Source organism: Pseudomonas sp. NPDC090201 (assembly GCF_044746825.1).
GTDB lineage: Bacteria > Pseudomonadota > Gammaproteobacteria > Pseudomonadales > Pseudomonadaceae > Aquipseudomonas > Aquipseudomonas putida_AD.
The window spans coordinates 103,750-125,534 of record NZ_JBIVCX010000004.1; the positions used below are offsets into that span (position 1 = coordinate 103,750).

25 protein-coding genes are annotated in these 21,785 nt (G+C 59.4%); 13 read left to right on the top strand and 12 right to left on the bottom strand.

From position 1 onward, the window contains the following. Positions 1 to 85 precede the first annotated feature (85 nt). A complete protein-coding gene (locus ACIPOO_RS14535) occupies positions 86 to 847 on the bottom strand; it encodes an SDR family oxidoreductase (RefSeq protein WP_400608570.1) in 762 nt (253 codons plus the stop codon). A gap of 434 nt (positions 848 to 1,281) precedes the next feature. Between ACIPOO_RS14535 and ACIPOO_RS14540 the strand changes: the two genes are divergently transcribed. Genes ACIPOO_RS14540 through ACIPOO_RS14555 form a run of 4 tightly spaced genes read left to right on the top strand, consistent with a single transcriptional unit; the run spans position 1,282 to position 6,169 of the window. Further along, entirely contained in the window at positions 1,282 to 1,731 is a 450-nt protein-coding gene (locus tag ACIPOO_RS14540; protein ID WP_400608026.1) for a (2Fe-2S)-binding protein, read from the top strand. Beyond that, a complete protein-coding gene (locus tag ACIPOO_RS14545; RefSeq protein WP_400608029.1) occupies positions 1,728 to 3,920 on the top strand; it encodes a molybdopterin cofactor-binding domain-containing protein in 2,193 nt (730 codons plus the stop codon). The genes ACIPOO_RS14540 and ACIPOO_RS14545 overlap by 4 nt, the downstream gene beginning before the upstream one ends. Before the next feature lie 10 nt (positions 3,921 to 3,930). After that, positions 3,931 to 5,130, top strand: a complete 1,200-nt coding sequence (locus ACIPOO_RS14550) for a cytochrome c (protein ID WP_400608032.1) — start codon at positions 3,931 to 3,933, stop codon at positions 5,128 to 5,130. Positions 5,131 to 5,143: 13 nt separating this feature from the next. Next, entirely contained in the window at positions 5,144 to 6,169 is a 1,026-nt protein-coding gene (locus ACIPOO_RS14555; RefSeq protein ID WP_400608035.1) for an XdhC family protein, read from the top strand. Between the two features lie 252 nt (positions 6,170 to 6,421). On the opposite strand, the gene ACIPOO_RS14560 is transcribed toward ACIPOO_RS14555, so the two are convergent. Then, positions 6,422 to 6,913 (bottom strand): hypothetical protein, encoded by a 492-nt coding sequence (locus tag ACIPOO_RS14560; RefSeq protein WP_400608038.1) that lies wholly within the window; start codon positions 6,911 to 6,913, stop codon positions 6,422 to 6,424. 143 nt (positions 6,914 to 7,056) lie between these two features. On the opposite strand from ACIPOO_RS14560, the gene ACIPOO_RS14565 reads away from it, so the two are divergent. Continuing rightward, complete coding sequence (locus ACIPOO_RS14565; protein WP_400608041.1) at positions 7,057 to 7,785, top strand: helix-turn-helix domain-containing protein; 729 nt, start codon at positions 7,057 to 7,059, stop codon at positions 7,783 to 7,785. Positions 7,786 to 7,864: 79 nt separating this feature from the next. Beyond that, on the top strand, positions 7,865 to 8,809 hold the full coding sequence (locus tag ACIPOO_RS14570) for a DMT family transporter (RefSeq protein WP_400608044.1): 945 nt from the start codon (positions 7,865 to 7,867) through the stop codon (positions 8,807 to 8,809). A 33-nt stretch (positions 8,810 to 8,842) separates the two neighbouring features. Here ACIPOO_RS14570 and ACIPOO_RS14575 read toward each other — a convergent pair whose 3' ends face one another. Then, positions 8,843 to 9,337 (bottom strand): hypothetical protein, encoded by a 495-nt coding sequence (locus tag ACIPOO_RS14575; RefSeq protein ID WP_400608047.1) that lies wholly within the window; start codon positions 9,335 to 9,337, stop codon positions 8,843 to 8,845. Positions 9,338 to 9,543: 206 nt separating this feature from the next. Here ACIPOO_RS14575 and ACIPOO_RS14580 point away from each other — a divergent pair, with 206 nt between their 5' ends. From ACIPOO_RS14580 to arsH, 3 genes are all read left to right on the top strand, one after another. Then, positions 9,544 to 9,894: a metalloregulator ArsR/SmtB family transcription factor gene (locus ACIPOO_RS14580; protein ID WP_400608571.1), complete on the top strand. Its 351-nt coding sequence runs from the start codon at positions 9,544 to 9,546 to the stop codon at positions 9,892 to 9,894. Positions 9,895 to 10,042: 148 nt separating this feature from the next. After that, positions 10,043 to 10,513, top strand: a complete 471-nt coding sequence (locus ACIPOO_RS14585) for an arsenate reductase ArsC (RefSeq protein ID WP_400608050.1) — start codon at positions 10,043 to 10,045, stop codon at positions 10,511 to 10,513. Beyond that, a complete protein-coding gene (arsH, locus tag ACIPOO_RS14590; RefSeq protein ID WP_400608053.1) occupies positions 10,513 to 11,247 on the top strand; it encodes an arsenical resistance protein ArsH in 735 nt (244 codons plus the stop codon). Before ACIPOO_RS14585 ends, arsH begins: the two co-directional genes overlap by 1 nt. 175 nt (positions 11,248 to 11,422) lie before the next feature. On the opposite strand, the gene ACIPOO_RS14595 is transcribed toward arsH, so the two are convergent. The 6 genes from ACIPOO_RS14595 to ACIPOO_RS14620 all read right to left on the bottom strand — a co-directional run bounded on the left by ACIPOO_RS14595 (position 11,423) and on the right by ACIPOO_RS14620 (position 15,250). Next, a complete protein-coding gene (locus tag ACIPOO_RS14595) occupies positions 11,423 to 11,827 on the bottom strand; it encodes a DUF4279 domain-containing protein (RefSeq protein WP_400608056.1) in 405 nt (134 codons plus the stop codon). 142 nt (positions 11,828 to 11,969) lie between these two features. Then, entirely contained in the window at positions 11,970 to 12,299 is a 330-nt protein-coding gene (locus tag ACIPOO_RS14600; RefSeq protein ID WP_274130437.1) for a hypothetical protein, read from the bottom strand. A 370-nt stretch (positions 12,300 to 12,669) separates the two neighbouring features. Further along, positions 12,670 to 13,368, bottom strand: a complete 699-nt coding sequence (locus ACIPOO_RS14605) for an anti-sigma factor domain-containing protein (RefSeq protein ID WP_400608061.1) — start codon at positions 13,366 to 13,368, stop codon at positions 12,670 to 12,672. Further along, a complete protein-coding gene (locus ACIPOO_RS14610; RefSeq protein WP_400608064.1) occupies positions 13,365 to 13,913 on the bottom strand; it encodes a sigma-70 family RNA polymerase sigma factor in 549 nt (182 codons plus the stop codon). The genes ACIPOO_RS14605 and ACIPOO_RS14610 overlap by 4 nt, the downstream gene beginning before the upstream one ends. A 105-nt stretch (positions 13,914 to 14,018) precedes the next feature. Further along, positions 14,019 to 14,546 (bottom strand): DUF3455 domain-containing protein, encoded by a 528-nt coding sequence (locus ACIPOO_RS14615; protein ID WP_400608067.1) that lies wholly within the window; start codon positions 14,544 to 14,546, stop codon positions 14,019 to 14,021. Between the two features lie 164 nt (positions 14,547 to 14,710). Beyond that, positions 14,711 to 15,250: a carboxymuconolactone decarboxylase family protein gene (locus ACIPOO_RS14620; protein WP_274130441.1), complete on the bottom strand. Its 540-nt coding sequence runs from the start codon at positions 15,248 to 15,250 to the stop codon at positions 14,711 to 14,713. A 114-nt stretch (positions 15,251 to 15,364) separates the two neighbouring features. On the opposite strand from ACIPOO_RS14620, the gene ACIPOO_RS14625 reads away from it, so the two are divergent. Further along, the gene (locus tag ACIPOO_RS14625) at positions 15,365 to 16,327 is read left to right on the top strand and encodes a cupin domain-containing protein (RefSeq protein WP_400608070.1); all 963 of its coding nucleotides are present in this window, start codon (positions 15,365 to 15,367) and stop codon (positions 16,325 to 16,327) included. A gap of 78 nt (positions 16,328 to 16,405) precedes the next feature. On the opposite strand, the gene ACIPOO_RS14630 is transcribed toward ACIPOO_RS14625, so the two are convergent. Both ACIPOO_RS14630 and ACIPOO_RS14635 read right to left on the bottom strand, forming a co-directional pair. Beyond that, positions 16,406 to 17,194, bottom strand: coding sequence for an SDR family oxidoreductase (locus ACIPOO_RS14630; protein ID WP_400608073.1), 789 nt, complete (start codon positions 17,192 to 17,194; stop codon positions 16,406 to 16,408). Between the two features lie 18 nt (positions 17,195 to 17,212). After that, positions 17,213 to 18,187, bottom strand: a complete 975-nt coding sequence (locus ACIPOO_RS14635) for a zinc-binding alcohol dehydrogenase family protein (protein ID WP_400608076.1) — start codon at positions 18,185 to 18,187, stop codon at positions 17,213 to 17,215. A gap of 207 nt (positions 18,188 to 18,394) precedes the next feature. Between ACIPOO_RS14635 and ACIPOO_RS14640 the strand changes: the two genes are divergently transcribed. The 3 genes from ACIPOO_RS14640 (at position 18,395) to ACIPOO_RS14650 (ending at position 20,843) form a co-directional block, all read left to right on the top strand. Continuing rightward, positions 18,395 to 19,024, top strand: coding sequence for a CGNR zinc finger domain-containing protein (locus tag ACIPOO_RS14640; RefSeq protein WP_400608079.1), 630 nt, complete (start codon positions 18,395 to 18,397; stop codon positions 19,022 to 19,024). A 151-nt stretch (positions 19,025 to 19,175) separates the two neighbouring features. Beyond that, positions 19,176 to 20,051, top strand: coding sequence for an alpha/beta fold hydrolase (locus ACIPOO_RS14645; protein WP_400608081.1), 876 nt, complete (start codon positions 19,176 to 19,178; stop codon positions 20,049 to 20,051). 294 nt (positions 20,052 to 20,345) lie between these two features. Then, complete coding sequence (locus ACIPOO_RS14650) at positions 20,346 to 20,843, top strand: YkgB family protein (RefSeq protein ID WP_400608084.1); 498 nt, start codon at positions 20,346 to 20,348, stop codon at positions 20,841 to 20,843. Between the two features lie 15 nt (positions 20,844 to 20,858). On the opposite strand, the gene ACIPOO_RS14655 is transcribed toward ACIPOO_RS14650, so the two are convergent. Continuing rightward, on the bottom strand, positions 20,859 to 21,761 hold the full coding sequence (locus ACIPOO_RS14655; RefSeq protein ID WP_274130449.1) for a LysR family transcriptional regulator: 903 nt from the start codon (positions 21,759 to 21,761) through the stop codon (positions 20,859 to 20,861). Positions 21,762 to 21,785 lie beyond the last annotated feature (24 nt).

Below are 21,785 nucleotides of genomic sequence, written 5' to 3' on the forward strand. Positions count from 1 at the left end.
ACAGTCCGTATGCGACTGACAGTGATTTCACTCAGACCACGTACGTCGCCCTGCAGGCGACGCACGCTCCACGCCAGTTTGAGTATCAGCCTACAGGAATCGGGTTATCCACCACCGACAGGTTGAAGCCGTGAATCAGCGCATGCTCCTGAGAACCCGGATTGTCCCGAATCTCGCGGATAGCCTCAACCACCACTTCAGGTATATCCGTGGCGAGGCCTGCCATGGTCTGCTCGATGAACGCGTCCAGCGGCATGGCGCGAGGATCGTCCCCCTTGTGGATCAGGTCGGTGTTCACCCAAGGCGGAGCAATCTCTTGAATAGTGACGGACGTGTCACGCAGGGTAAACCGTTGTGAAAGTGAATAGGAATGCAGCGCCGCTTTGGTGGCTGAGTAAACGGCATTACAGGCCAGCGGGACGAAGGCGAGCACAGAGGTATTGTTGATGATGACCGACCGGGGACGAGATTTCAGATGCTCAATCAATGCAGAGGTAAGACGTACAGGGCCCATGAAATTGGTGGTCAGCGTCGCCAGCATCGTCTCGTCATCGATATGACCTGCCGCATCATCGAACGGCATGATGCCGGCGTTATTGACCAGGACGTTCAATGACGGATATTGGATGGTCAGCGTCCGGGCCACTTCATTGATGCTTGCAGGGTCATTGATGTCCAGTTCGAGCCCTACCATGCCAGGGTTTGCTGCGGTGACTTCGTCAAGTAGCGCCTTGCGGCGACCGGCGATGATGACTTTGTTGCCCAGCTTGTGAAACGCTTCAGCCAGGCCACGACCAATACCGGATGCGCCACCGGTAATGAAGATTGTATTGTCGGTAAGTTGCATAAAGATAATCCCCTGATAGCTGCCTTGATTGTTGATCATTGAATGGCGTCACACTTCAACTTCCGCGCGTCTGTTGATAACGCGCAGCACGCGTTGACCCGGCTGTCAGTCTCAACGACAGAACGCCAGGAAGAACGTATCGTGGTTCAAGGCAGAATGTGATCGCTCCCGCTATCCTGATCAATTCATACGATGGGATAGGTTTTTTTGTATTTGTTGTTTGGAATTCGATAGGGACATGCGCTTTCAAGCGCCATACGCCGATCACCAGCGCCCTACAACTATACCGCGGTATCGATTGCGCCCTTCCCCCGGACGAATAGAATTCAAGTATCCCTGAGTCCGAACCCCGGAAACCTTCTGGGTAAATCCAACCACGCACGAACACATTCAAAATAACTATCAGTGCGCTAGCCGATAGGGGGAAAACCGTGATGCAGACCGTGAATATCAATGGCGAGAACCATCAACTGGATGTGCCGGACCAGATGCCTTTGCTCTGGGTCCTGCGTGATGTACTGGGTTTGACCGGAACCAAATATGGCTGTGGCATCGCTCAATGCGGTGCCTGTACCGTTCATCTGGACGGAACGGCTGTACGGTCGTGCGTGCTGCCTGTCAGTGCCGCCGCAGGACACGCGATCATCACTATCGAGGGCATTGGCGAGACACCTGTCGGGCGGTCAGTGCAACAGGCCTGGCTGGTCCATGAAGTGGTCCAATGCGGCTACTGCCAATCCGGCCAGATAATGGCAGCCAGTGCTTTGCTGCAACACACGCCCAAACCCGATGATCAGGCCATCGACTCCGCGATGTCGGGCAACCTCTGCCGCTGCGCAACGTACACGCGTGTACGCGCAGCCATCAAAGCGGTGAACCTATGAGCACCTCTGGCACTCCCCTCCCAACGGCTGGTATTTCCCGTCGGCGTCTGCTGCAAGGCAGCGGCATCGCGCTGGGTGGTCTGGTCCTGGCAACCTGGCTACCGTCGATGCAGGTCCAGGGTGCAGCGAAGGCTATCACTGCGCCACGGCTGGGTGACATCAACCAGGGATTCGGCGCGTTCGTGCGCGTCGGCGGCGATGGTCGAGTGACTGTCATTTCTCCAAAAATCGAGATGGGTCAAGGCATTCATACGGGGATCGCGATGATGGTCGCCGAAGAGCTTGAAGTGGGCCTGGACCTGGTGGATCTAGAGGAAGCCCCGCCCGACGCCAAACTCTACACAGACCCGCTGCTCACCTTCCAGGCGACGGGAGGCTCGACGTCGACGCGCTACACTTGGGAACCCTTGCGACGCGCCGGGGCAACGGCGCGTGTGCTTCTGATCCAGGCTGCGGCGAACCGCTGGGGCGTCGAGCCGTCGCAATGCCATGCAGAGCAGGGTCGTATCATCGGTCCGAACGGACACTCGGCCGGGTACGGGGAATTCGTCGACGACGCTGCCAGGCTGCCCGTGCCCACGGATGTCCCGCTCAAACCCGTCGAGGCCTTCAAGCTGCTAGGCAAGCCCACCCCTCGGATAGACACGCCGGACAAAGTGAACGGCAAGACTCGCTTCACAATCGACTTGCAGATTCCCGGGGCGCTCATTGCCTCCACCCTGACGTGCCCGGTATTGGGCGGCACACTGCGATCTGTGGACGATAGTGCAGCGCGCAAAGTCTGGGGTGTGCGGGACATCGTACGCCTGGACGACGCCGTTGCCGTTACCGCCGAGAGCTTCTGGGCCTGCCAGCAGGCCCTGCAAGCATTGAGTGTCGAATGGGATTTGGGCGAAAACGCCGGTGTCAGCTCAGCACACCTGGATGCCGCCCTGCAAAAAGCCAGCAGTGCAGAGGGGGTGATCGCCAAAAAAGAGGGCGACGTCAGGGCTGCGCTGACTAATGCGGCGAGCCGGTTCGAAGCCGTTTACGAACAGCCATTCCTGTCCCACTCCCCCCTTGAGCCAATGAGCTGCGTCGCCCACGTCACGGCCGAGCACTGCGACCTCTGGGTCGGCACCCAAGTCCCGGGGCTGGCGCAGATGACGGCTGCGGCGGTCACTGGTCTTAAGCCCGAGCAGATCCAGATTCACAATCAATTGATCGGCGGGGCCTTCGGTCGCAGGCTGGATTTCGACTTCATCACGCAAGCCGTGAAGATCGCCAGACAAGTGCCCTACCCGATCAAGATGATCTGGAGCCGCGAACAGGACATGACCCATGACATGTACCGGCCGCATTACGTAGATCGAATTGAAGCGGCGCTGGATGCAAAAAAACTCCCCGTAGCCTGGCAGCACCGTATAGCCGGGGCGTCTGTCGTGGCGCGCTATCTGGGGGGACTGCCACCTGACGGGATAGATTTCGATGCTGTCGATGTCTCGGTAGACCCGATCTACGACCTCTCCAGTCTTCAAGTCCATTACGTGCGCGAAGAGCCCAAGGCCATCCCGGTGTCGTGGTGGCGAGGTGTCGGGCAACTGCGCGGAACCTATGTGCACGAATGCTTCATCGACGAACTGGCGCGCAACGCCAAGGCTGATCCGGTGCAGTACCGGCTCGACTTAATGAGCAAGCATCCCCGGGCGCAGAATCTACTGCGTGTACTGGCTGAAAAGTCAGACTGGAAAACATCGCTACCGGCCGGGACCGGTCGTGGAATCGCCGTCAGCCATGTCTTCGGCGGCTACGTGGGTACGCTGGTGGAACTGCAAATGCAGGGTGAAAAGGGTATCAGGATCAAGCGTCTCGTGAGCGTGGTGGATTGCGGATTCGTGCATAACCCCACCTCGGTAATCGCGCAGATTGAAGGCGGAACACTGTTTGGTCTGTCAGCTGCCTTGTTCAACGAAATCCTCATCGACAAAGGCCAGGTTCAACAGACGAATTACCACCAATATCGTGTGCTGCGCATGAGCGACGCACCACCGGTTGAAGTGCATCTCATCCCCAGTGTCGAGGCGCCTGGCGGTGTTGGCGAGGCAGGGACAGCGTTGATCGCGCCCGCTCTTGTCAACGCACTGCACGCTGCCAGCGGAAACCGCATCCGCCGGCTGCCGCTGGCACGCTTTGGCTATTACACGGTGTGAGGAGAGGCTTATGAATATCGCGATCCGACAACTGGGCCTGACACTTCTGGCGAGTGCGAGCCTGCCCGCACTGGCTGACGACACTCAAGTACAGCACGGTGAATACCTCGCCCGAGCGGCCGATTGCGTTGCCTGCCACACAGTACAAGGCGGCAAGCCTTTTGCCGGCGGCCTGGAGTTCAAGCTGCCCTTTGGCTCGCTGTATGCACCTAATATCACTCCCGACAAACAAACGGGTATTGGAACCTGGACCGACGACGAGTTTGTAGATGCGCTGCAAAAAGGGGTCGGCAAAGACGGCAAGCATTACTACCCGGCGTTCCCCTACACGGCCTACACAAAAATGTCTCGGGACGAAATACTGGCGATCAAAGCCTACCTGTTCAGTCAGCCTGCAGTTAACCAGCCCAGCCAACCCGACACCCTGTCATTCCCGTTCAATCAACGCTGGGGAATGATGTTCTGGAACCTGCTATTCCATGAGAACGAACGTTTTACCCCAGACCCCAAACAGTCATCGGAGTGGAACCGCGGCGCGTATCTGGTGGAGGGGCCCGGCCACTGCGGCGAATGCCATACGCCGCGTAACCTGATGCAAGCACTCAAGACTGGCGACAGTCTGGCGGGCAACGTCATCGAGGGCTGGAATGCTTACAACATCAGCTCCGACACCAGGCACGGCATCGGTGCATGGGACGAACAGGCGCTTGTGAGCTTCATGCGCACAGGCACGGCACCAGGCTTTGGGGTGGCAAGCGGCCCCATGGCTGAGGTTGTTGAAAACAGCCTGCAATACCTGAGCACAGAGGATCTCAAAGCCATCGCGGTCTATCTCAAATCATCCCCTGCTCGTGATGAGGGCGTGGCCAGGCCCGAACCGACCGTGCTGGCCAACGCCAGATCTCAATCAGCGTTGGGCCAGAAAGTGTTCGCAGATGCCTGCGCGGCCTGCCATCGACCAGACGGCCATGGCAATCAGACGCCTGTCGCCACACTTCTGGGCCTCAAAACCGTGAATGACCCTGGAGCTCATAATCTCATAGGTGTCATCCTTCACGGGCATCCCGCTACGAAACTGGAGCAACGAATGCCTGCGTTTGCCAAGGCCTATAACGACCAGGAAATTGCCGCCGTGAGCACCTACATCCTCCAGCGCTTTGGCTCCACAAACAGCAGTGTCGCTGCCCAGGCGATCACCGAACGACGCTAGTCGGGAGTGACACATGGAAAACGTAGATATGGACGTATTGCGCACTGTCCTCGCCTGGCGCCGGGCCGGATACGGTGTGCACTTGTACACCGTGGTCCAGACCTGGGGAAGTGCACCACGCCAGCCAGGCGCCATGCTTGCGCTTCGTCAAGATGGGGCAGTCATCGGCTCAGTGTCAGGTGGGTGTATAGAGGACGACCTTATCGACCGCCAGGCGAGTGCTGGTAAGGCAGGAAATCAAACACCAGTCCGTCTGATCGGGTATGGCCTGTCTCGTGAAGAGGCCGCGAGGTTCGGCCTACCCTGCGGCGGCACCCTGCGATTGACAGAGGAAAAGATAGAAAATTGGGACTGGGTTGAGGAGCTTGTCTGGCGGTGCGAGCACCAACAACTGACTAAGCGAGTCCTCGACATAGCAAATGGGGATGTCCGATTGACTGACGCCCTGCCCCAAGATCACTTTCAGTTTGATGAGCACCAGATGCAAACCGTCCATGGCCCCAGCTGGCGGCTAATGATGATCGGCGCAGGTCAGGTCAGCCGCTACGCCGCCGACATGGCTCTGCTGCTGGGTTTCAAGGTCATGGTGTGCGACCCGCGCCCCGAGTTTGCGGTCGAATTCGACGATCCGAGAGTCACGCTTGTTCCGGGCATGCCCGACGATGCAGTCCAATCCATCAAACCCGATGAGCGAACCGTGATCGTGACCTTGACTCATGACCCTCGCCTGGACGACATGGCGCTCATGACCGCGCTCAAATCGCGGGCCTTCTACGTGGGTGCGCTCGGCTCGAAGCAAACTACGAGGCGGCGCAGGGAATATCTGCTTGAACTAGGTATCACGCCTCAGGAAGTCAGTCGCTTACACGGCCCGATAGGTCTGCACATTGGAAGCCACACCCCTGCCGAAATTGCTTTATCGTTGATGAGCCAGGTTGTCGCGCTGAAAAACGGGGTGGACGACGAGAGGCAGCCGCCCAACTTCGGCGCTTTCAACGGGGAACCGTCCAGGCCGTTGAGTGCAGAGGAACCCGTGTGAGAAGGGTTTTGTTTTCAAATGTCGCCATTCGATGCTTACTCATGTGTTGACGGCGTGTACCTCAACGTATGCCTAAAATGCCTCAGCGCCCTGCTATGCCTTCTGGATAAATGATTTGATATTCCCCCCTTTTTGGCCGTACTCCCGTGTTAATGGCCCCCAGACACATTGCTCGAGGTGAGTCGACTCACCGTCCGCTTTCGGCCAATAGCGGACGTTCAAGCAGGGCAAGTTGGTCAGCGAACCTGTGAGCTAGTCTTTAAGGGTACGCATTATTTCGACGACGACAGGCTTCGTGTATTTCCCACCGGTGTCAGTCACCGGTGGGTCGTCACTGCGGAACCACTCACCTTGGTCGAATGCTTGGTAAAGCGAAAAAGCAGGCTGAGGCATGTCATCAGTGACGCTCACTTCAACTACGGCATTGATAATCCCGTTCATGACGCCGTCACAGAATTCGTAAGTTAGCGATCCATCTAGATAGCCCTCCGCAACCGCAATGGATAGCTCGTTCAGGACGTCTTTCGGTGCAACGCTGAACCTTTCGCAAATTGGTAAAAGATCGCCCAGCGTTAAACCGTATGTTTCCGCCGTCTCCGACAGCTCATTGAGTTCGTCCTGCGGTAAAACCCTGATCATGAATTTCTTCCGGTTAGATGCGATGGCAGCGACTGCAACATTCATGAAGCTTCTGGCGATAGAGTTGGCTGCACAGCTCTGCCACCAAGCAACGCCTTTATCCATCATGGCATCATGGTCGGTCAATCTCCGCTAAATGCAATGTCCGCTTCGGATCGATACCAGCCACTGCAACCCCGGCCACCCCGTCGATACTGCAAACGAGTGTTAGAATCCCCCACGTCCAGACTACCTCGAAAGATGCACCCATGCTCCTGAACCTCGAAATCCGCAGCTATGAGCGGGAAAACCGTCATCACTCCCATGACCATGCTCAGTTGGTCCTGCCGGTTCGTGGCCTGATGGAAATTGACGTGGACGGGCGTGGCGGGTGCATTGATCAGTCATTGGCAGCGGTTGTCACCCCGGGCTCGGTGCACTCCCAGCTCAGTCATGCAGGCAGCCGCTTTCTGGTGCTGGACTGTGCGCCGAACCTCCTGGAAACGCTCCAGATGGGGCGGCTGGCTCAGAAGACATACCTGCCTATTCCCCCGGCAACGCGGCGCTTGATCGAGTTCGCCGAGCTGATAGGCAATGAGCAACTGGCCTTCGGCGCTGCACAGCTAGGCTCGCTGCTTCTTTCTTCTTTGGGCGCTGACACTTTCAGTTCTCCATCCCCTATGGAGCTGTTGATTGCCCGCCTGCGGGCCAATCCGGGGGCGAACTGGAGCAACGAAGCCATGGCCCAGGCGGCGAACATGAGCATGAGCCAGATACACCAGCGATTCAGGCAGATGTTCGCGATGAGTCCTCAAGCCTGGTTGACGCAGTTACGCATCCAGGAAGCTCAACGATGGTTGCGTGGCACCTCCCTGCCGATAGCCGAGATCGCCTTGCGCGCAGGATTTTGCGACCAGGCTTCGCTGACCCGAGCGATGCAACGTATAAGCGCCACCACCCCGGCTGCGTATCGCAAGACGCAAAAACAGTCCGGGTAAAAAATCCCACAGTTACTGACAATACTCCCCAAGTCCCGCGCATCAGACTTTACGCCTCAATCTTGGGAGCGCGGGTGAAATGTTGGTTGATCGGTCACTGTTGAAGGGCATTGTTTACGGGGTTTGCGCGGGGCTGTGTTGGGGAGTGATCTTTCTTGGACCGCAGCTCACTCAAGGTTTGAGCGGCCTGCAGTTCGCGGTGCTCAGATTTCTCTGCTACGGCGCGATTTCGGCGGCTCTGCTCATGCCCCGCTGGCGGCGGGTTTGCGCAGGTCTTGTCTGGGCTGACTGGAAGTCACTCTTCTGGCTCAGCCTGATCGGCAATATCGTTTATTACGCGTTGGTGGGCACCGGTGTGCAGCTAGTGGGTGTTGCGACGACGTCTCTGATCGTCGGGCTCATCCCGGTGCTGGTAACGTTGGCAGGTCGGCATGACACAAATGCGGTCCCGCTCCCCAGGCTGCTACCCTCGCTATGCTGCGCATTGGCTGGAGTCGTGCTCATCAGTTGGCACGCTCTGATCGATGGCGACACGCCTGACACCTCGACAAACATCGGCGGGATTCTATGCGCCGCTGGTGCCTTGGTGACGTGGAGTTGGTTCGCCGTGAGCAATGCCCGGCGGCTGGTGCAGGTCGCCAGCATCTCCTCCCATGACTGGGCCCTGCTGACGGGGGTCATGACGGGCGCGCAGTCGCTGCTTTTGGCGGTGCCAGCCCTGGCTTTTCAGGCAGAGACCCATGGCAGCGGCGAATGGCTGCACTTCTTCCTGGTGGCAGGTGGAGTGGCCCTTCTCTCTTCGGTCGTGGGTGGCGCGTGCTGGAATCAGGCAAGCCGACTTCTGCCGCTGGCGCTCAGCGGGCAAGTGCTGGTGATCGAGACGCTGGCGGCGCTGGTTTTCGGTTTTCTATGGGAACAGCGGTTACCCGATGCCTACGAAATGGCGGCCATCGCACTCCTTGTAACGGGGGTTGTCTGGTGTCTGAATTGCCATCGCAGTCCACAGTACTCTCAAGCTGGCTAGCTCATACACTGACTCTGAGCCCGAGCTTCACCCTCAGCTATTGGCGACGTCATGCCGACCTTTCAGTCGCAATACAATCACAACCCACACCAGAAACATAAGGCCTACAATTACGCCGCCAACAATAGCCGAGCTTTTTATGTTGAATCGATCCAGGGATCTGGTCTTTTCTGGATCACGTATGATGTTCGCGCCGTCATCGAGTGCAACCAGCTTGTTGTTCCTGATCCCGCCATAAACCGACTGACGATACCAGTGAGCCGTTACACGCTTACCGGTCAAAGCTCGAAGCTGCTCTTCTGAAAAACATCGCGTCGTGCCAGTGATACCCAGTGAGCAACTGAGAATGATGGCCCCCTGCTCATTGGAGATCGACAAGTACTCATCCCGCCCTCCACTTTTCACGGAAAAGGTCCCGACAACCACCTCCAACTGTTCGGGCCACCTGGCCGATATCAGCTTGTCGACCACGAACAGGCATGCAATGCCAAAAAGCATAACTATCGTCATCAAATAACGTCTCAGCATCAAAGCCCTTCCTGGAAAATGATGAGCACGGCGTGAATCAGGCTGCTCCGCCAACCTCACATCACAGTAGATCAACGTTGGACGGTCTGTTGGTTCGAAGCAGACCCTCGCCCCGCCACGTGACCACCAAAACCGAAACAGGTCTTCCATGGAAGAAATACATCTGTAAATTCGTATATACGCAGAAACGAATATACAGGTCAGCCATGCCGACTCAGCCCCACACGTTCTTCAAATGTCTCGGTGACGAGACCCGCGCCCGGATCATGCTCATGCTCGCTGCCGAGGGCGAGCTATGTGTCTGCGAGCTGATTTGGGCGCTCGACGATCATCAACCGAAAGTCTCCCGACACCTTGCGCAGTTGCGTATCTGCGGGCTGCTGGAGGACCGCCGTCAGGGGCAGTGGATCTATTACCGCCTTCATCCAGAACTGCCTCAGTGGGCAGTGGATGTACTGCAAACGACGCTGGAGGCTAACCGTTCGTGGCTAGGTGATGACCAAGGCCGCCTGGCTGCCATGGAAGGTCGCCCGGTACGCCAGGTTTCCTGCTGCTAAGTGCTTCTGGAGAACTGACATGCTGCGGGCAATCTCAATATTTCTGGTCACGCGGGCACGGTCGGCCGCGTCCTCACCTCTCCCATTCTTCTTGCGACACTGGTAGTGCTTGCCGTGCGCTTGAGCATCAGCGCGTAGGAGTCAGCTTATGAAAGTCCTGTTCATGTGTACGGCCAATAGCTGCCGTAGCGTCCTGTCCGAGGGGTTGTTCAATCATGTGGCCCCGGACGGGTTCATCGCCATCAGTTCGGGCAGTTTCCCCAGCGGCAAGCTCAATCCGCGTGCGGTGAGCACTCTGCAAGGATTGGGAATCGACACGTCCGGCCTGTACAGCAAAGGCTCGGAAGCCTTCGCAGACACACCACCAGATGTCGTCATCACCGTGTGCGACAAGGCAGGCGGCGAGCCCTGCCCGGTGTATTTCGGCGCGGCCATAAAAAGCCACTGGGGGCTTTCCGACCCGTCCGAGGCAGAGGGCACCGATGAGGATGTTCAGGCCGCATTCAATGCGACGGTTGAACACATCAAGAGGCGATTTTCCGCGTTCTTCACCCTGGATCTGAAAACGCTTCAGGGTGCTGATCTGAAAAGGGCCCTGGACCGGATTGGAGCACTGTGATGAGCGAATTCGATACGGACCCTGCCGAGACCTTTCCAGCCCTTGATCTGTCGCTGATGGATTTGCCCAGCACCGACAAGCTGGGCCTTGCAGCTGCTTCGAACGTCAAGCCACGAATCCTTCTTCTCTATGGATCGACCAGAGAGCGTTCGTTCAGCAGACTGCTGACGCTGGAGGCAGCACGTCTGCTCCAGCACATGGGGGCCGAGACGATGATCTTCGATCCATCAGGGCTACCCTTGCCGGATGACGCACCGGTCGATCACCCCAAGGTGAAGGAGCTACGCGATCTGGTGCTGTGGTCAGAGGGTCAGGTGTGGTGCTCCCCGGAACGTCACGGCGCGATGTCTGCGGTGTTCAAAGCGCAGATCGACTGGATTCCTTTAACCATGGGCGCCGTGCGGCCTACCCAGGGCAAAACCCTCGCGGTGATGCAGGTGTGCGGCGGCTCGCAGTCCTTCAACACCGTGAACCAGATGCGTGTTCTGGGTCGGTGGATGCGCATGGTTACCATCCCGAACCAGTCGTCGGTGCCCAAGGCCTATCTGGAATTCGATGACCCAGACCGAATGAAACCTTCGCCGTACTACGACCGTGTAGTCGATGTGATGGAAGAACTGGTCAAGTTCACGCTGCTGGTTCGTGGCCGCGAGGACTATCTGGTTGACCGCTATTCCGAACGGAAAGAGAGCGCCGAGGCCTTGTCGGCACGGATGAATCAGCGCTCGATCTGAGCCTGTTCTGGCGAGGACGGCTCTTACCTGAGCACCACGTATTCAGGTGCTCAGGCAAGATGAACCGCGCGTCCGCTTTCGGCCAAGAGCGGCCACTCCTCTCAAGCCCGACGGACTCGCGCCGCCCGCATAATGAACGAACGAATTTTTGCGCAAACCGACGTTACTCCTCGTCTTACGGAGCATAAATGTCAACGTAAAGAGTGATACCACGGTCACTGAGCATTCGCATTATTTGGGGCGAAATCGTGACTCGCTCGATGGATTCGCGCATGAACCATCCACAAAAGATGTCCATTTCGAATCGACTCGCCACCAAAGCCCAGACATCCAAGCTAGCGTCGATACTGCCCAACAGCCGTAAAATTTGACCATCAAAATCTGCGTTTTCAACTGGTTCAGCTTCGAGGACCCACCCACCAGTTTTCTTGGTAACAACCGCGCCGGATGACGTTGAGAACTCTTCTCCCTTGACCCATCCGTCTGTATAAGAACGGCCAAACAAGCAGTTCAGCTCCTCCGGATCAAGATGTTCACCAAATATACGAAGCGCTGCAACGCCTCTGTCTAATGCGGGCATAGTCCCAAGACCTCCCTATATGCAGCCACCCACCGATTTTAGTGCAGAACCGCTTCGGGAAACCGCCAACAGCAGTCACCGATGAGCCCTACCCTAAGCCGATCAACACCTCATTTCGGCCGGTCGTGCTGCCACCGTTGGTTCAGTCTTCGTTGAACGGCCCTGCCTCAAAGGAGATTTGACCGTCCATAAACTCTCGCACCCAAATGTCGCGCGTCTCTTCGCCCACGCCTTTGACTGTGAAACTAAGTTTCGGCAATAAGCGTGCAACCACTTCGAAAAGTGCACGAACTGACCAGCTATCCAACGAAAAGTACGCATTGGACTCGGTGCATGCGGTGACGAGGTCGGTGTAAACGTCTTGGCTGAGGGCGTTACTGTCCAGGTATGCGATCAACTCCGATCGCACGCTGTCCAGTACCAGCAAGTCACCGTCCAACGGTTGGACCCAAACATCAGTGTGAAAGCTCATTGCAGACCTCCGTGTAATGGTTAAAGGCATTTTGCCGTACGCTCCACGGCTATGCCTAGTCAGCTTCCCTGATATTCAATCTCACGCATTTCAACAGTTCTCTCCTTCTGAGGCCCTTGGTATAGCTCATTCGACCGTCGTGATTTTCCCGCATACCCGCTGCCGTTGATTTCAACAACCGCCTCAATTGTGCCGATCGAACGACCGCTTGTGGCCGATAGCAGCCTGTGGTGACCGGCCGCTCCCGGCCATAACCAGCCACCCCCAACATAACGCCTCTGCCAGAAACGCACAGCCCCTCAACAACGGCATCCTCGCCGAGTTCGCGACCTCACATCAGGCCTACTCAAGCCGCACCCCCGACACTGGCTCATATCACCTTCACCGCACGACCTATGAACTGGATCGGGCCGGTCGGCCGGCCGGTGGGCGACCCTCCGGCTTTCTCCAGGGTCAGTTCGAATAGCTGATCAGGTTCAAGCGGCGGCAGGCTCTGCAACGGAACGCGGTTAGGCGCGCCTGGCTTGACCAGACCCAGGGAAACCGGGGCGCCCCACCGCTCGCCTTTGGTCCAGAATTGCAGCGCCATGCCATCGGGAACCGAATCCTGCCCCAGCGGAAGCAGCTCGATGGTTCGGTTGTCGTTGGCCTGTACCACCCAGCCGGGCGCCTGGCTGTTCGGAGCCACCAGCACCACCAGGTATTGGGTCGTGGGCGCAGGGGCATTGAGCAGGATGAACGCCAGCATCAGGCTTGCCGCAAACCCCGCCGCACTCAATCCCTGCCACAGGCCCAGGCGCTGCCACCAGCTTGCCTGACGTTGGGCGGGCGCTGCGGCAAACTCGTCAAGGCTGCGCTGGATACGGCCCCACAGTCGGGCACTGGGGGGCACCGGCGTGGCGAGTTCGGTGAGGTCCAGCAGGCGAACCTCCCAGGCATCCACGGCGGCTCTCAGTGCAGCGTCGGTGCGCAGGCGCTCGGTCACGTCGGCATGTTGTTCGGGGGACAGCGTTCCCAGCACATATTCTCCGGCGAGGGCGTCCAGTGTTTCGGCGGCTTCGGGCTTCATTCCAGACACTCCCGCAGCGCCTTGAGGCTGCGCTTGATCCAGGCTTTGACAGTCCCCAGCGGCGCACCCAGCAAGGTGGCGATTTCGGCATGGCTGCAGCCGTCCACGTAGGCGTGCAGGATGCAGCGCTGCGGTGTGGGTTGCAGTTGCTCAAGGCAGCGGTAGATCTTCGCCGACCCTGACCACAGGTCTGCATCGTCCTGCCCCCCGTGCAACACGACGCCGGTATCGATCCCGGACTCATCCAGCTCGGTTTCCCGCCGCGTATCGCGTATCGAATTCAGCGCCAGGTGGCGGGTGATGCTGTAGATCCAGCCCCGGGCCGAACCGCGCTCGGGATCGAAGCTGGCTGCACGGGTCCAGATGCGCACCATGGCATCGTGGACAACGTCTTCTGCCGTGGCGTGGTCGCGGGCGATGCGCCGGGCCACACCCAGCATACGTGCCCCCTCATGATCGTAGAGCGCCTGCAAGGCTCTCCGGTCGCCCTGTGCACAGGCCTCCAGACAGCGGTGGAAATCGAAGGGGACTACAGGCGCGTTCAACGTGTGCGGTGTCCTTGTTTCAAACGGGGTGCCCCGGTCATCTGACCGGGGTGCTTGCCCAACAGCGTAGAGGATCGATCGCAACGGCGTCTGCCTGATTGCGTATCACTTGGCCGTCCAGAACACATAGTCTGCCTGATACTTGACGATCTGCTGCGCGCCCTTGTTCTGGGCGGTGCAATCGCTCGCCGGGGCCACGCCGCCACGGGTAGCCACGCGCTGAATGTAGCTGACCCCTTGCATAGCGCCCGTGCCTTCGACCGGGTTGGCTTTGACCAGTTGATACGGCAGGTCGCCGTCCGCCGCTTTTGCCACCGCCAACTGGGTGCCGGTGACTTTCGAACCGTCCTTGGCCTGCCAGGTAGCCGGCGGCCCGAAGTAGTCACCCACGGGTTTGCCGGCACGGTCGTTGAGCACGGCCTTGGGGCCCACGAAGGTCCATTCTGTCTTGCCAGGGGCATCGGTCTTGTCGCGGCATTGATAAGTGATTTCGCCGACGCCGACGGTTTCAAGCATCACCCGATGGCCATCAGGGACTTTGACCGCATCCGGCAGCGCGGACTGGGCGTGGGCAGTCTGCAGGCCGATAGCGAGGCTGCAGGCGAGCAGGCAGACGGGGGTTTTGATGTTCATGGGCAGTGCTCCTGAAGGATCATTGGGCTGGGCAGTCACATGCCGCCCATTACCAATACCCGCCAGTTGCAGAACTGGATGCACCGCCTGAAAAAATAATTGCGCGAGGGTCTGGGCATCCCGACGGGGATACCCAGCCTGCCCGGTTCGACGCGCTCAGCGATTCACTTCACCGGCGGCATATCGATGTCGGTGTCGTTGATGCGGTTGAAGGTATTGGTGAAGATGGTCAGCGCGATCGTCAGCGAGATTTCCGCCAGTTGCGCATCGCTGTAACCCGCCTGGCGGATCGCAGCAACATCGGCATCGCTCAGGGTGCCGCTGGTTTTCTGCAGCTTCAGTACGAAGCTGACCAGGGCATCGCGCTTGCTGTCCCCTGTCGAGGTGCCCTGGCGGATCTGGGTCAGGACCTGGGACGGCAGGCCGGTCATCTTGCCCAACATCACATGGGCCGCAACGCAGTAGTCACAGCCGGTCTGCTCGCTGACCAACAGTTTGATGGTTTCCAGGTCCTGTTTGCTCAGGCTGCCGTTGGCCAGCACGCCCTCGGCGTTGAGCACAGCCGACAGTGCATTCGGCACCAGATGGCCTAATGCGGCGAACAGATTAGGCACAGTACCGCCGGCGATTTTCCGGACTTCGGCATAGACGTCAGCGGTGGCGCCAGTGGCAGTTGCAACAGCGGGGATTGCGATGCGGCTCATGGTGAAACTCCTGCTCGGTGGGTTAGATGGCTCCACTTTATCCAGCACCCATGATCTTGTAGAGACTCTAATAGCTCACTATAGTGCTCATAAGTATCAAATACGGACATCGCCATGACCGCTTCTTCCCGCCAGCAGGACTGGCTCAGCCGACTGCTGGAGATGATTACCGTCAAAGGACGCCTGGAACTGCGGTGCGCATACGGGGCGCCGTGGCAGGTCGTGTATGAAGACTCGGAACCGGGAGAGATGCCCTATCACGTGGTGATGCGCGGGTCGGCCATTCTCGAAACCCCGGGCCTTGGCGCGCCGCGACGATTACAGGCCGGTGACGTGCTGCTGATGCTGCATGGCTCTGAACACCTATTGCATGACGGCAGCGGCATCAGCCCGCCCCAGGCGAGCTACCGTGATGAGCTCAATCTGGTGGTCAGTGAAAACACCGGCGGCGGTGAGCCCCTGGAAATGCTCTGCGGCCGCTTCGTGATCCGGCCACCCCATGACCGCTTCATCAGGGAGTATTTGCCGGGCCGCTTGATCGTCCGCACGGCCAGCCAACCCTCTGACACCCAGACGCACACGCAACTGACTCATCTGCTCGCCGTGATGCGGCAAGAGTCACTGGTTGCAAGCCTGGGCGGCAATGCCATGCTCGATGCCCTGTCTACCGCGCTGTTCACCATGACCCTGCGCCTGGCCAGCGAATCGGCAGACACACCGGTGGGCCTGCTGGCGATGGCAGGCCACCCAAGACTGGCACCCGCACTGACCGCGATCTTCAACGACCCGGCCCGGGCCTGGACGCTGCCGGAGCTGGCGGATCTGTGCAACATGTCCCGGGCGACCCTGATTCGCCATTTCCAGGACAAGGTGGGCAAGTCTGCGAACGCCATCCTCACCGACGTGCGCATGACCATGGCGGCCAATGAACTCACCTCCACTACCCTGCCTACCGAGGCGATTGCCGAAGCCGTCGGCTATCAATCCGTCGCCGCGTTTCGGCGTGCCTTCACCCAACGCATGGGCATGACCCCGGGCGACATTCGCAGGTCCAGACACCCGGGCGCGACTCCATGAAAGGACCATGAACGCTAAAGCCAGGTGCCACACCGGTTCGGTGGCACCTGGCTTGTCAGGCAGGATGTGCACTCAACCTCAGACGGATTTCACCTCTCCCCCGTCGATCCGCAACGCCGATCCGGTCATCCATTTCGCAGACGGCGACACCAGGAACGCCAGCAGGTCGGCAATCTCTTCGGGCTCACCAAATCTTGAAATCCCGGCATTCTGCGGAAACCTGATCGTCGCTTCTTCAACACTCATGCCATTGGCAGGTGCCCATTTCTCCAGAAAGGAACGGCGACGCCCCGTCATCACCGGACCCGGCAACACACTGTTGACCTGGACGCCCTCCTGGATGCCGCGATCAGCGAACGCCTTGGCCAAGGCCACAATGGCAGCGTTGATGGTCGCGACCGCTGCATAGCCGGCTTTTGGCGTATCCGCCGAGTTACCGGACATCAGTACCACCGAACCTCGCGATGCCTTGAGCGCAGGCCACGCCGCCAGCGTCATCCGCCGTGCGCCGTGCAACTTGAGCTCGGCACCGTCGTGCCACTGCTCGTCGGTCATCTCGAAGAGATCGATCTGAGGCACGGCCCCGGCGATGTTCAACAGGGCGTCAATCCTGCCAAACCGGGCCAGCGTCTGCTCAACCACTTCAGAGGGCACACCCGGTGCGGAAATATCGGCGTCCAGCACCAGCGCTTGCGCACCGATCGCCTCGATCTGCCGGGCCGTGTCTTGCAAGTTCTCGCGGTTTCGCGCCACCAGGACCAGTGCCTCAAAATCCCTGGCCAGGCGAAGGGCTGTGGCGCGACCGATCCCCTGACTTGCACCCGTGACAATAGCTACAGACTTCACCATCGCAATTTCCTCATTCAACGCATTTGGATTGGGGGATCAATCGACAACCACGACCATTTTGCCCGCGGCTTCGTTGGCCTCCATGACGCGGTGAGCCTCATGGATTTCCTCGAATTTGAAGACTCGCGTCGGTTTCACGTCGAGCCTGCCGGCGGCTGCTTCCTGGGCAATGGCCTGCAGCGGCACATCGGCCAGCGGGAAGCCCTCGGTGCCGAACACGAAGCTTCCAAAGAAGGTCAGATAGACGCCACTGGACATCTGCAACAGCGGATTGAAATCGGCGATGGGCTCAAGCCCGCCCAACCAGCCTGCCAGGCACACGCGCCCGCCCCGGCGAACGATCGCCAGCGAATCGATCACCGTGCTGTTGCCCACCAGATCGAGTACTGCATCGAAGGTTTTCGCGCCCTTGATCCGGGCGGACAGCTGCGGCCCTTCCAGTTCCACTGCCACGGCGCCGAGGTCCTTGAGCATCTGCGCGCGTTTCTCGCTGCGAGTCGTGGCAACCACGCGCGCCCCAGCGTTCACCGCCAGTTTCACCGCGGCCTGGCCGAACGATGAGGTCGCACCTCGAATGAGGACGGTCTGGCCCTTCTCGATCTCCAGATTGCGGAAAAGACAGGTCCACGCCGTGGCGTAGGTTTCCGGGATCGCCGCCAGTTCGGCCCACGGCAGATCGGCGTCGATCAAGGCCACGTTGGAAACCGGTGCACGAGTGTATTGCGCGTAGCTGCCGTTAATGGTGCGGCCCAGCCCTCCCATCAAGGCAGCCACCTTCGCCCCGACCGGGAATTCGCCACCGGGGCATGACTTCACGATGCCCACGCACTCGATGCCGCTGACCGGTGCCGCTTCCGCCCATTCACCCCGGCGCATGTGCATCTCGGCGTGATTGATGCCGAACGCCTTGATCTGAATGACGACGTGCCCTTCCTCGGCCGTGGGCTCCGGGATGTCTTGATAAACCAGGCTGTCCAGACCGCCGAATTTCTCTAGAACGATCGCTTTCATAAGATTCTCCTGTAGAGGCCGTTTAGGCACCTGATCCGATTGGCTGGGTAGACGTCGTGTGAGAGGGAGGCCAACTGGGGTCGTCATCGACGCCGCCCGAGTAACCTCTCTACTGCCGGCTTGGAGGTTAGTAACGACATAGTAACTTGTCAAACACATTTTGAATGGTTACTATTTTTCGACACTTCCAGAGATAGCGAGCATTCGATGAGCACCCATTTGCACGGTCCGGCGATGTTCATCGCGGACGCCCCGGCGCTGGATTTCCTCAATTCCATCGCTACCCCGGTGGACGAGGTCGTTGACTGGATTGGCGATGGGCAGGGACTGCTCGACTGGCTGCGCCAGGCAGGCTGGGTCAGCGAACACACCCTGCAGCAGATAGCCCAGGAGGCCATGCCCGGTGAGCTGGAGATGGTGGCCGGGCAAACCCGGGCGCTGCGCGACTGGTTCAGGGATTTCGTTTTGACGCACCGGGGTCAGCCACTGTCGCCCCAGGCCCTGGAGGACCTCGCTGCGCTCAACCGCCTGCTGGCCAGGGACGAAGGCTTTACCCAGATAACCGTCACCGACACGGACGCCTCGAAGCTGACCCTTGCGCCGCGCAGACGCTGGAAAACCCCGGATTCATTGCTGCTGCCTATCGCTGAGCAGTTGGCGAGGTTCATCTGCGACGAGGACTTTTCCGACGTCAAAAGCTGTGAGGGTGCCAGTTGTACCCTGATGTTCGTCGACCACACCCGCGGCAAGAAACGTCGGTGGTGCAGCATGGCGGTGTGCGGCAATCGCGCCAAGGCGGCGGCGCACCGAGAGCGCAAGAAGTCCGACTCGGTGTGATGGGCAGTCATCAGGCGAAGATCCCGAGCGCTGAAAACGGGAGAGGGAGCGATAACCTCTTCAAATTAGTTTGACAGGTTACTCAAGCTGTGCAAACTTCAGATACGCAGCTGTATCTGCCTATCCCCGCACACGCCAAGAGGATCACGTCATGAATATTGCAAATGCTTCAACGCCGGTGATCAACCACGCCTTCGCAGACGCTGACGGCGTCAGGGTGTTCTATCGAGAAGCCGGCGACCGCGCCCTGCCCACCCTGCTCCTGCTTCACGGTTTTCCAAGCTCGTCCCATCAGTTCCGCCAGTTGATCCCCCTGCTCGCCCCGCACTTCCATGTGATCGCCCCTGACTTGCCGGGCTTCGGCTTCACCGAAGTGCCAGAGGCCAGAAACTACGTCTACAGCTTCGACGGACTGGCCAGGACCCTGGCGGACTTCGTCGATGCCCTGGGACTCAAGAGCTACGCAATGTACGTTTTCGACTACGGAGCACCGACTGGGCTGAGGCTCGCGCTCAAGCATCCGGAGCGTGTCACCGGGCTGGTCAGCCAGAACGGCAATGCATATCTGGAGGGGCTGGGTGATGCCTGGGCGCCGATCCGTGCCTATTGGGCTGAACCCACCGCGGCCAATCGGCAGGTAATCGCCGATGCCGTGTTGAACCTGGAAGGCACGCGCTGGCAGTACATGCATGGGGTCAGCCAGCCCGAACTCATCGCGCCGGAAGGCTACACACTGGATGCGCTCTTGATGGAACGCCCCGGGAACAAGGACATCCAGCTGGACCTGTTTCTGGATTACGCCAACAACCTGAAGCTGTACCCGGAGTTTCAGGCGTTCTTTCGTGCGCACAAGATCCCGACGCTGGTCATCTGGGGCAAGCACGACCCGTTCTTCATTCCCCCGGGCGCCGAGGCGTTCAAACGGGATAACCCGCAGGCCGTGGTCGAGCTTCTGGACACCGGCCACTTCGCACTCGAAACCCATGCCGCGCACATCGCCGCGCGCATCATCGAAGTGATCCGCTGACAGCCGTTAAGACGCCCCACACGAGTCGCTGCCATGGACGGCGCACTTGCCCCTCAAACTCCCGAGCCCGCTTCCCGTCAGTTGGAGCCGTAGTCAATCCTGTCTGAGCTTTTGAGACTTTGGAGCATCTTTTAGATATCTAACAGGCTTAAGGGTATTACCTAGACGCCCTACCATGGCGTCGTTGACGAATACCTAACACTCGATGGAGTTTCCCATGTCACGTACCCACACCCCGTTCCTGGCGCCTGCCGCTCACGCCGCCGCCCACACCGCGCCAGGGAGGACTCAAGCATGAATTATCTGGTCAGCATTCTCGGGCGCTCGGGCCTCATGAAACGTGATCTCGACTACCACCTGCTGCGCGCCGCGATGGTGGTCATCTTCGTCTGGTTTGGCTATGACAAGTGGTTTGTTGCCGAGATCACCGACCTGCTGCCGCTGATCACCAACGGCCCGCTGATTTCATGGACCATTCCGGTGCTGGGCGTCAAAGGCACCAGTGTCTTCCTGGGCACAGCCGAATGGACCTTTGGCCTGCTGATCTTCCTGGGTTTCTGGAACAGGAAGCTTGGGATACTGGGCGCCCTCGGCTCCTGCGCCACTTTTATCGGAACCGTCACCATCATGCCGTTCGCACCCGGAGCCTGGCATGAAGGCGCCGGCGGTTTCCCGGCGATGACCATCGTGGCCGCGTTTCTTCTGAAGGATCTGGTGTTGCTCACGGTCTCGGTCTACCTGCTCAGGCAGGACGTTGCCCGGCAGTTGAAGCTGGCTGAACACGCCGCCTGAACCAGCAGCGGGCATTCAGGACTTCGACACGGTGCTCTGAAGCCGCGCAGTCATGTCGGCTTCGAGCATCTGCAGGAAAACCTTCACCCTGGCAGGCACATACTGCCGGGTCGGGGTGACGGCCCAGACCGACAACTGCTCCATGTCGCCGTCGGCCAGGCGGATTTCCACCAGCGAACCGTCCCGCAACTGGGGCAGCACGTCCCAGTACGCCAGCATCGCAATGCCCAGCCCTTCGATGGCAGCATCGCGCACTGCGCCCACATTGCTGATCATCACCCGCCCCTCCACCCGCCGCCGGACGATTTCGCCATTCACCACGAACGGCCATCTCGGCACTGCCTGAAGCACGATGCACTGGTGCTGTTCAAGCTCGTCCAGCGTGACGGGTGTGCCGTGCTCTCGCAGATAATGCGGGGCCGCACAGAGCACGCGAGGATTAGGCGCGACCCGCCGGGCAACCAGTTCGGAATCGGCCAGCGGCGCGACCCGCAGCGCCAGGTCGAACCCGCGGCCCACCAGATCGACCACGGTGTCCGAAACGTCGAGCTCCACCCGCAGATCAGGGTATTGCTGCAACAGTTGCGGCAGCATGGGCAAGACAATGGATTGTCCGAAGACGCTGGGCGCCGTCACCCGCAACAGCCCTGTCACCCGGCTCGTCGACGGCTGCAACGCCTCCAGCGCACTCTCTTCGGCCTCGAGCATGGTATGGGCATAAGGAAGAAACGCCTCGCCCTCGGCCGTGAGCGAGACCGCCCTGGTGGTGCGCTGAAACAGCCGCACGCCCAATTCCTGCTCCAGCGCAGTGATGCGCCGCGACACCTGCATCGGCATCACATCCAGCCTGCGCGAGGCGTCCGAGAGGCTGCGCGCCGTCGCGACCGCCAGGAAAATACGCAGGTCGGTTGTCAGCATGATTATATCCTTTCAGGTTATGCC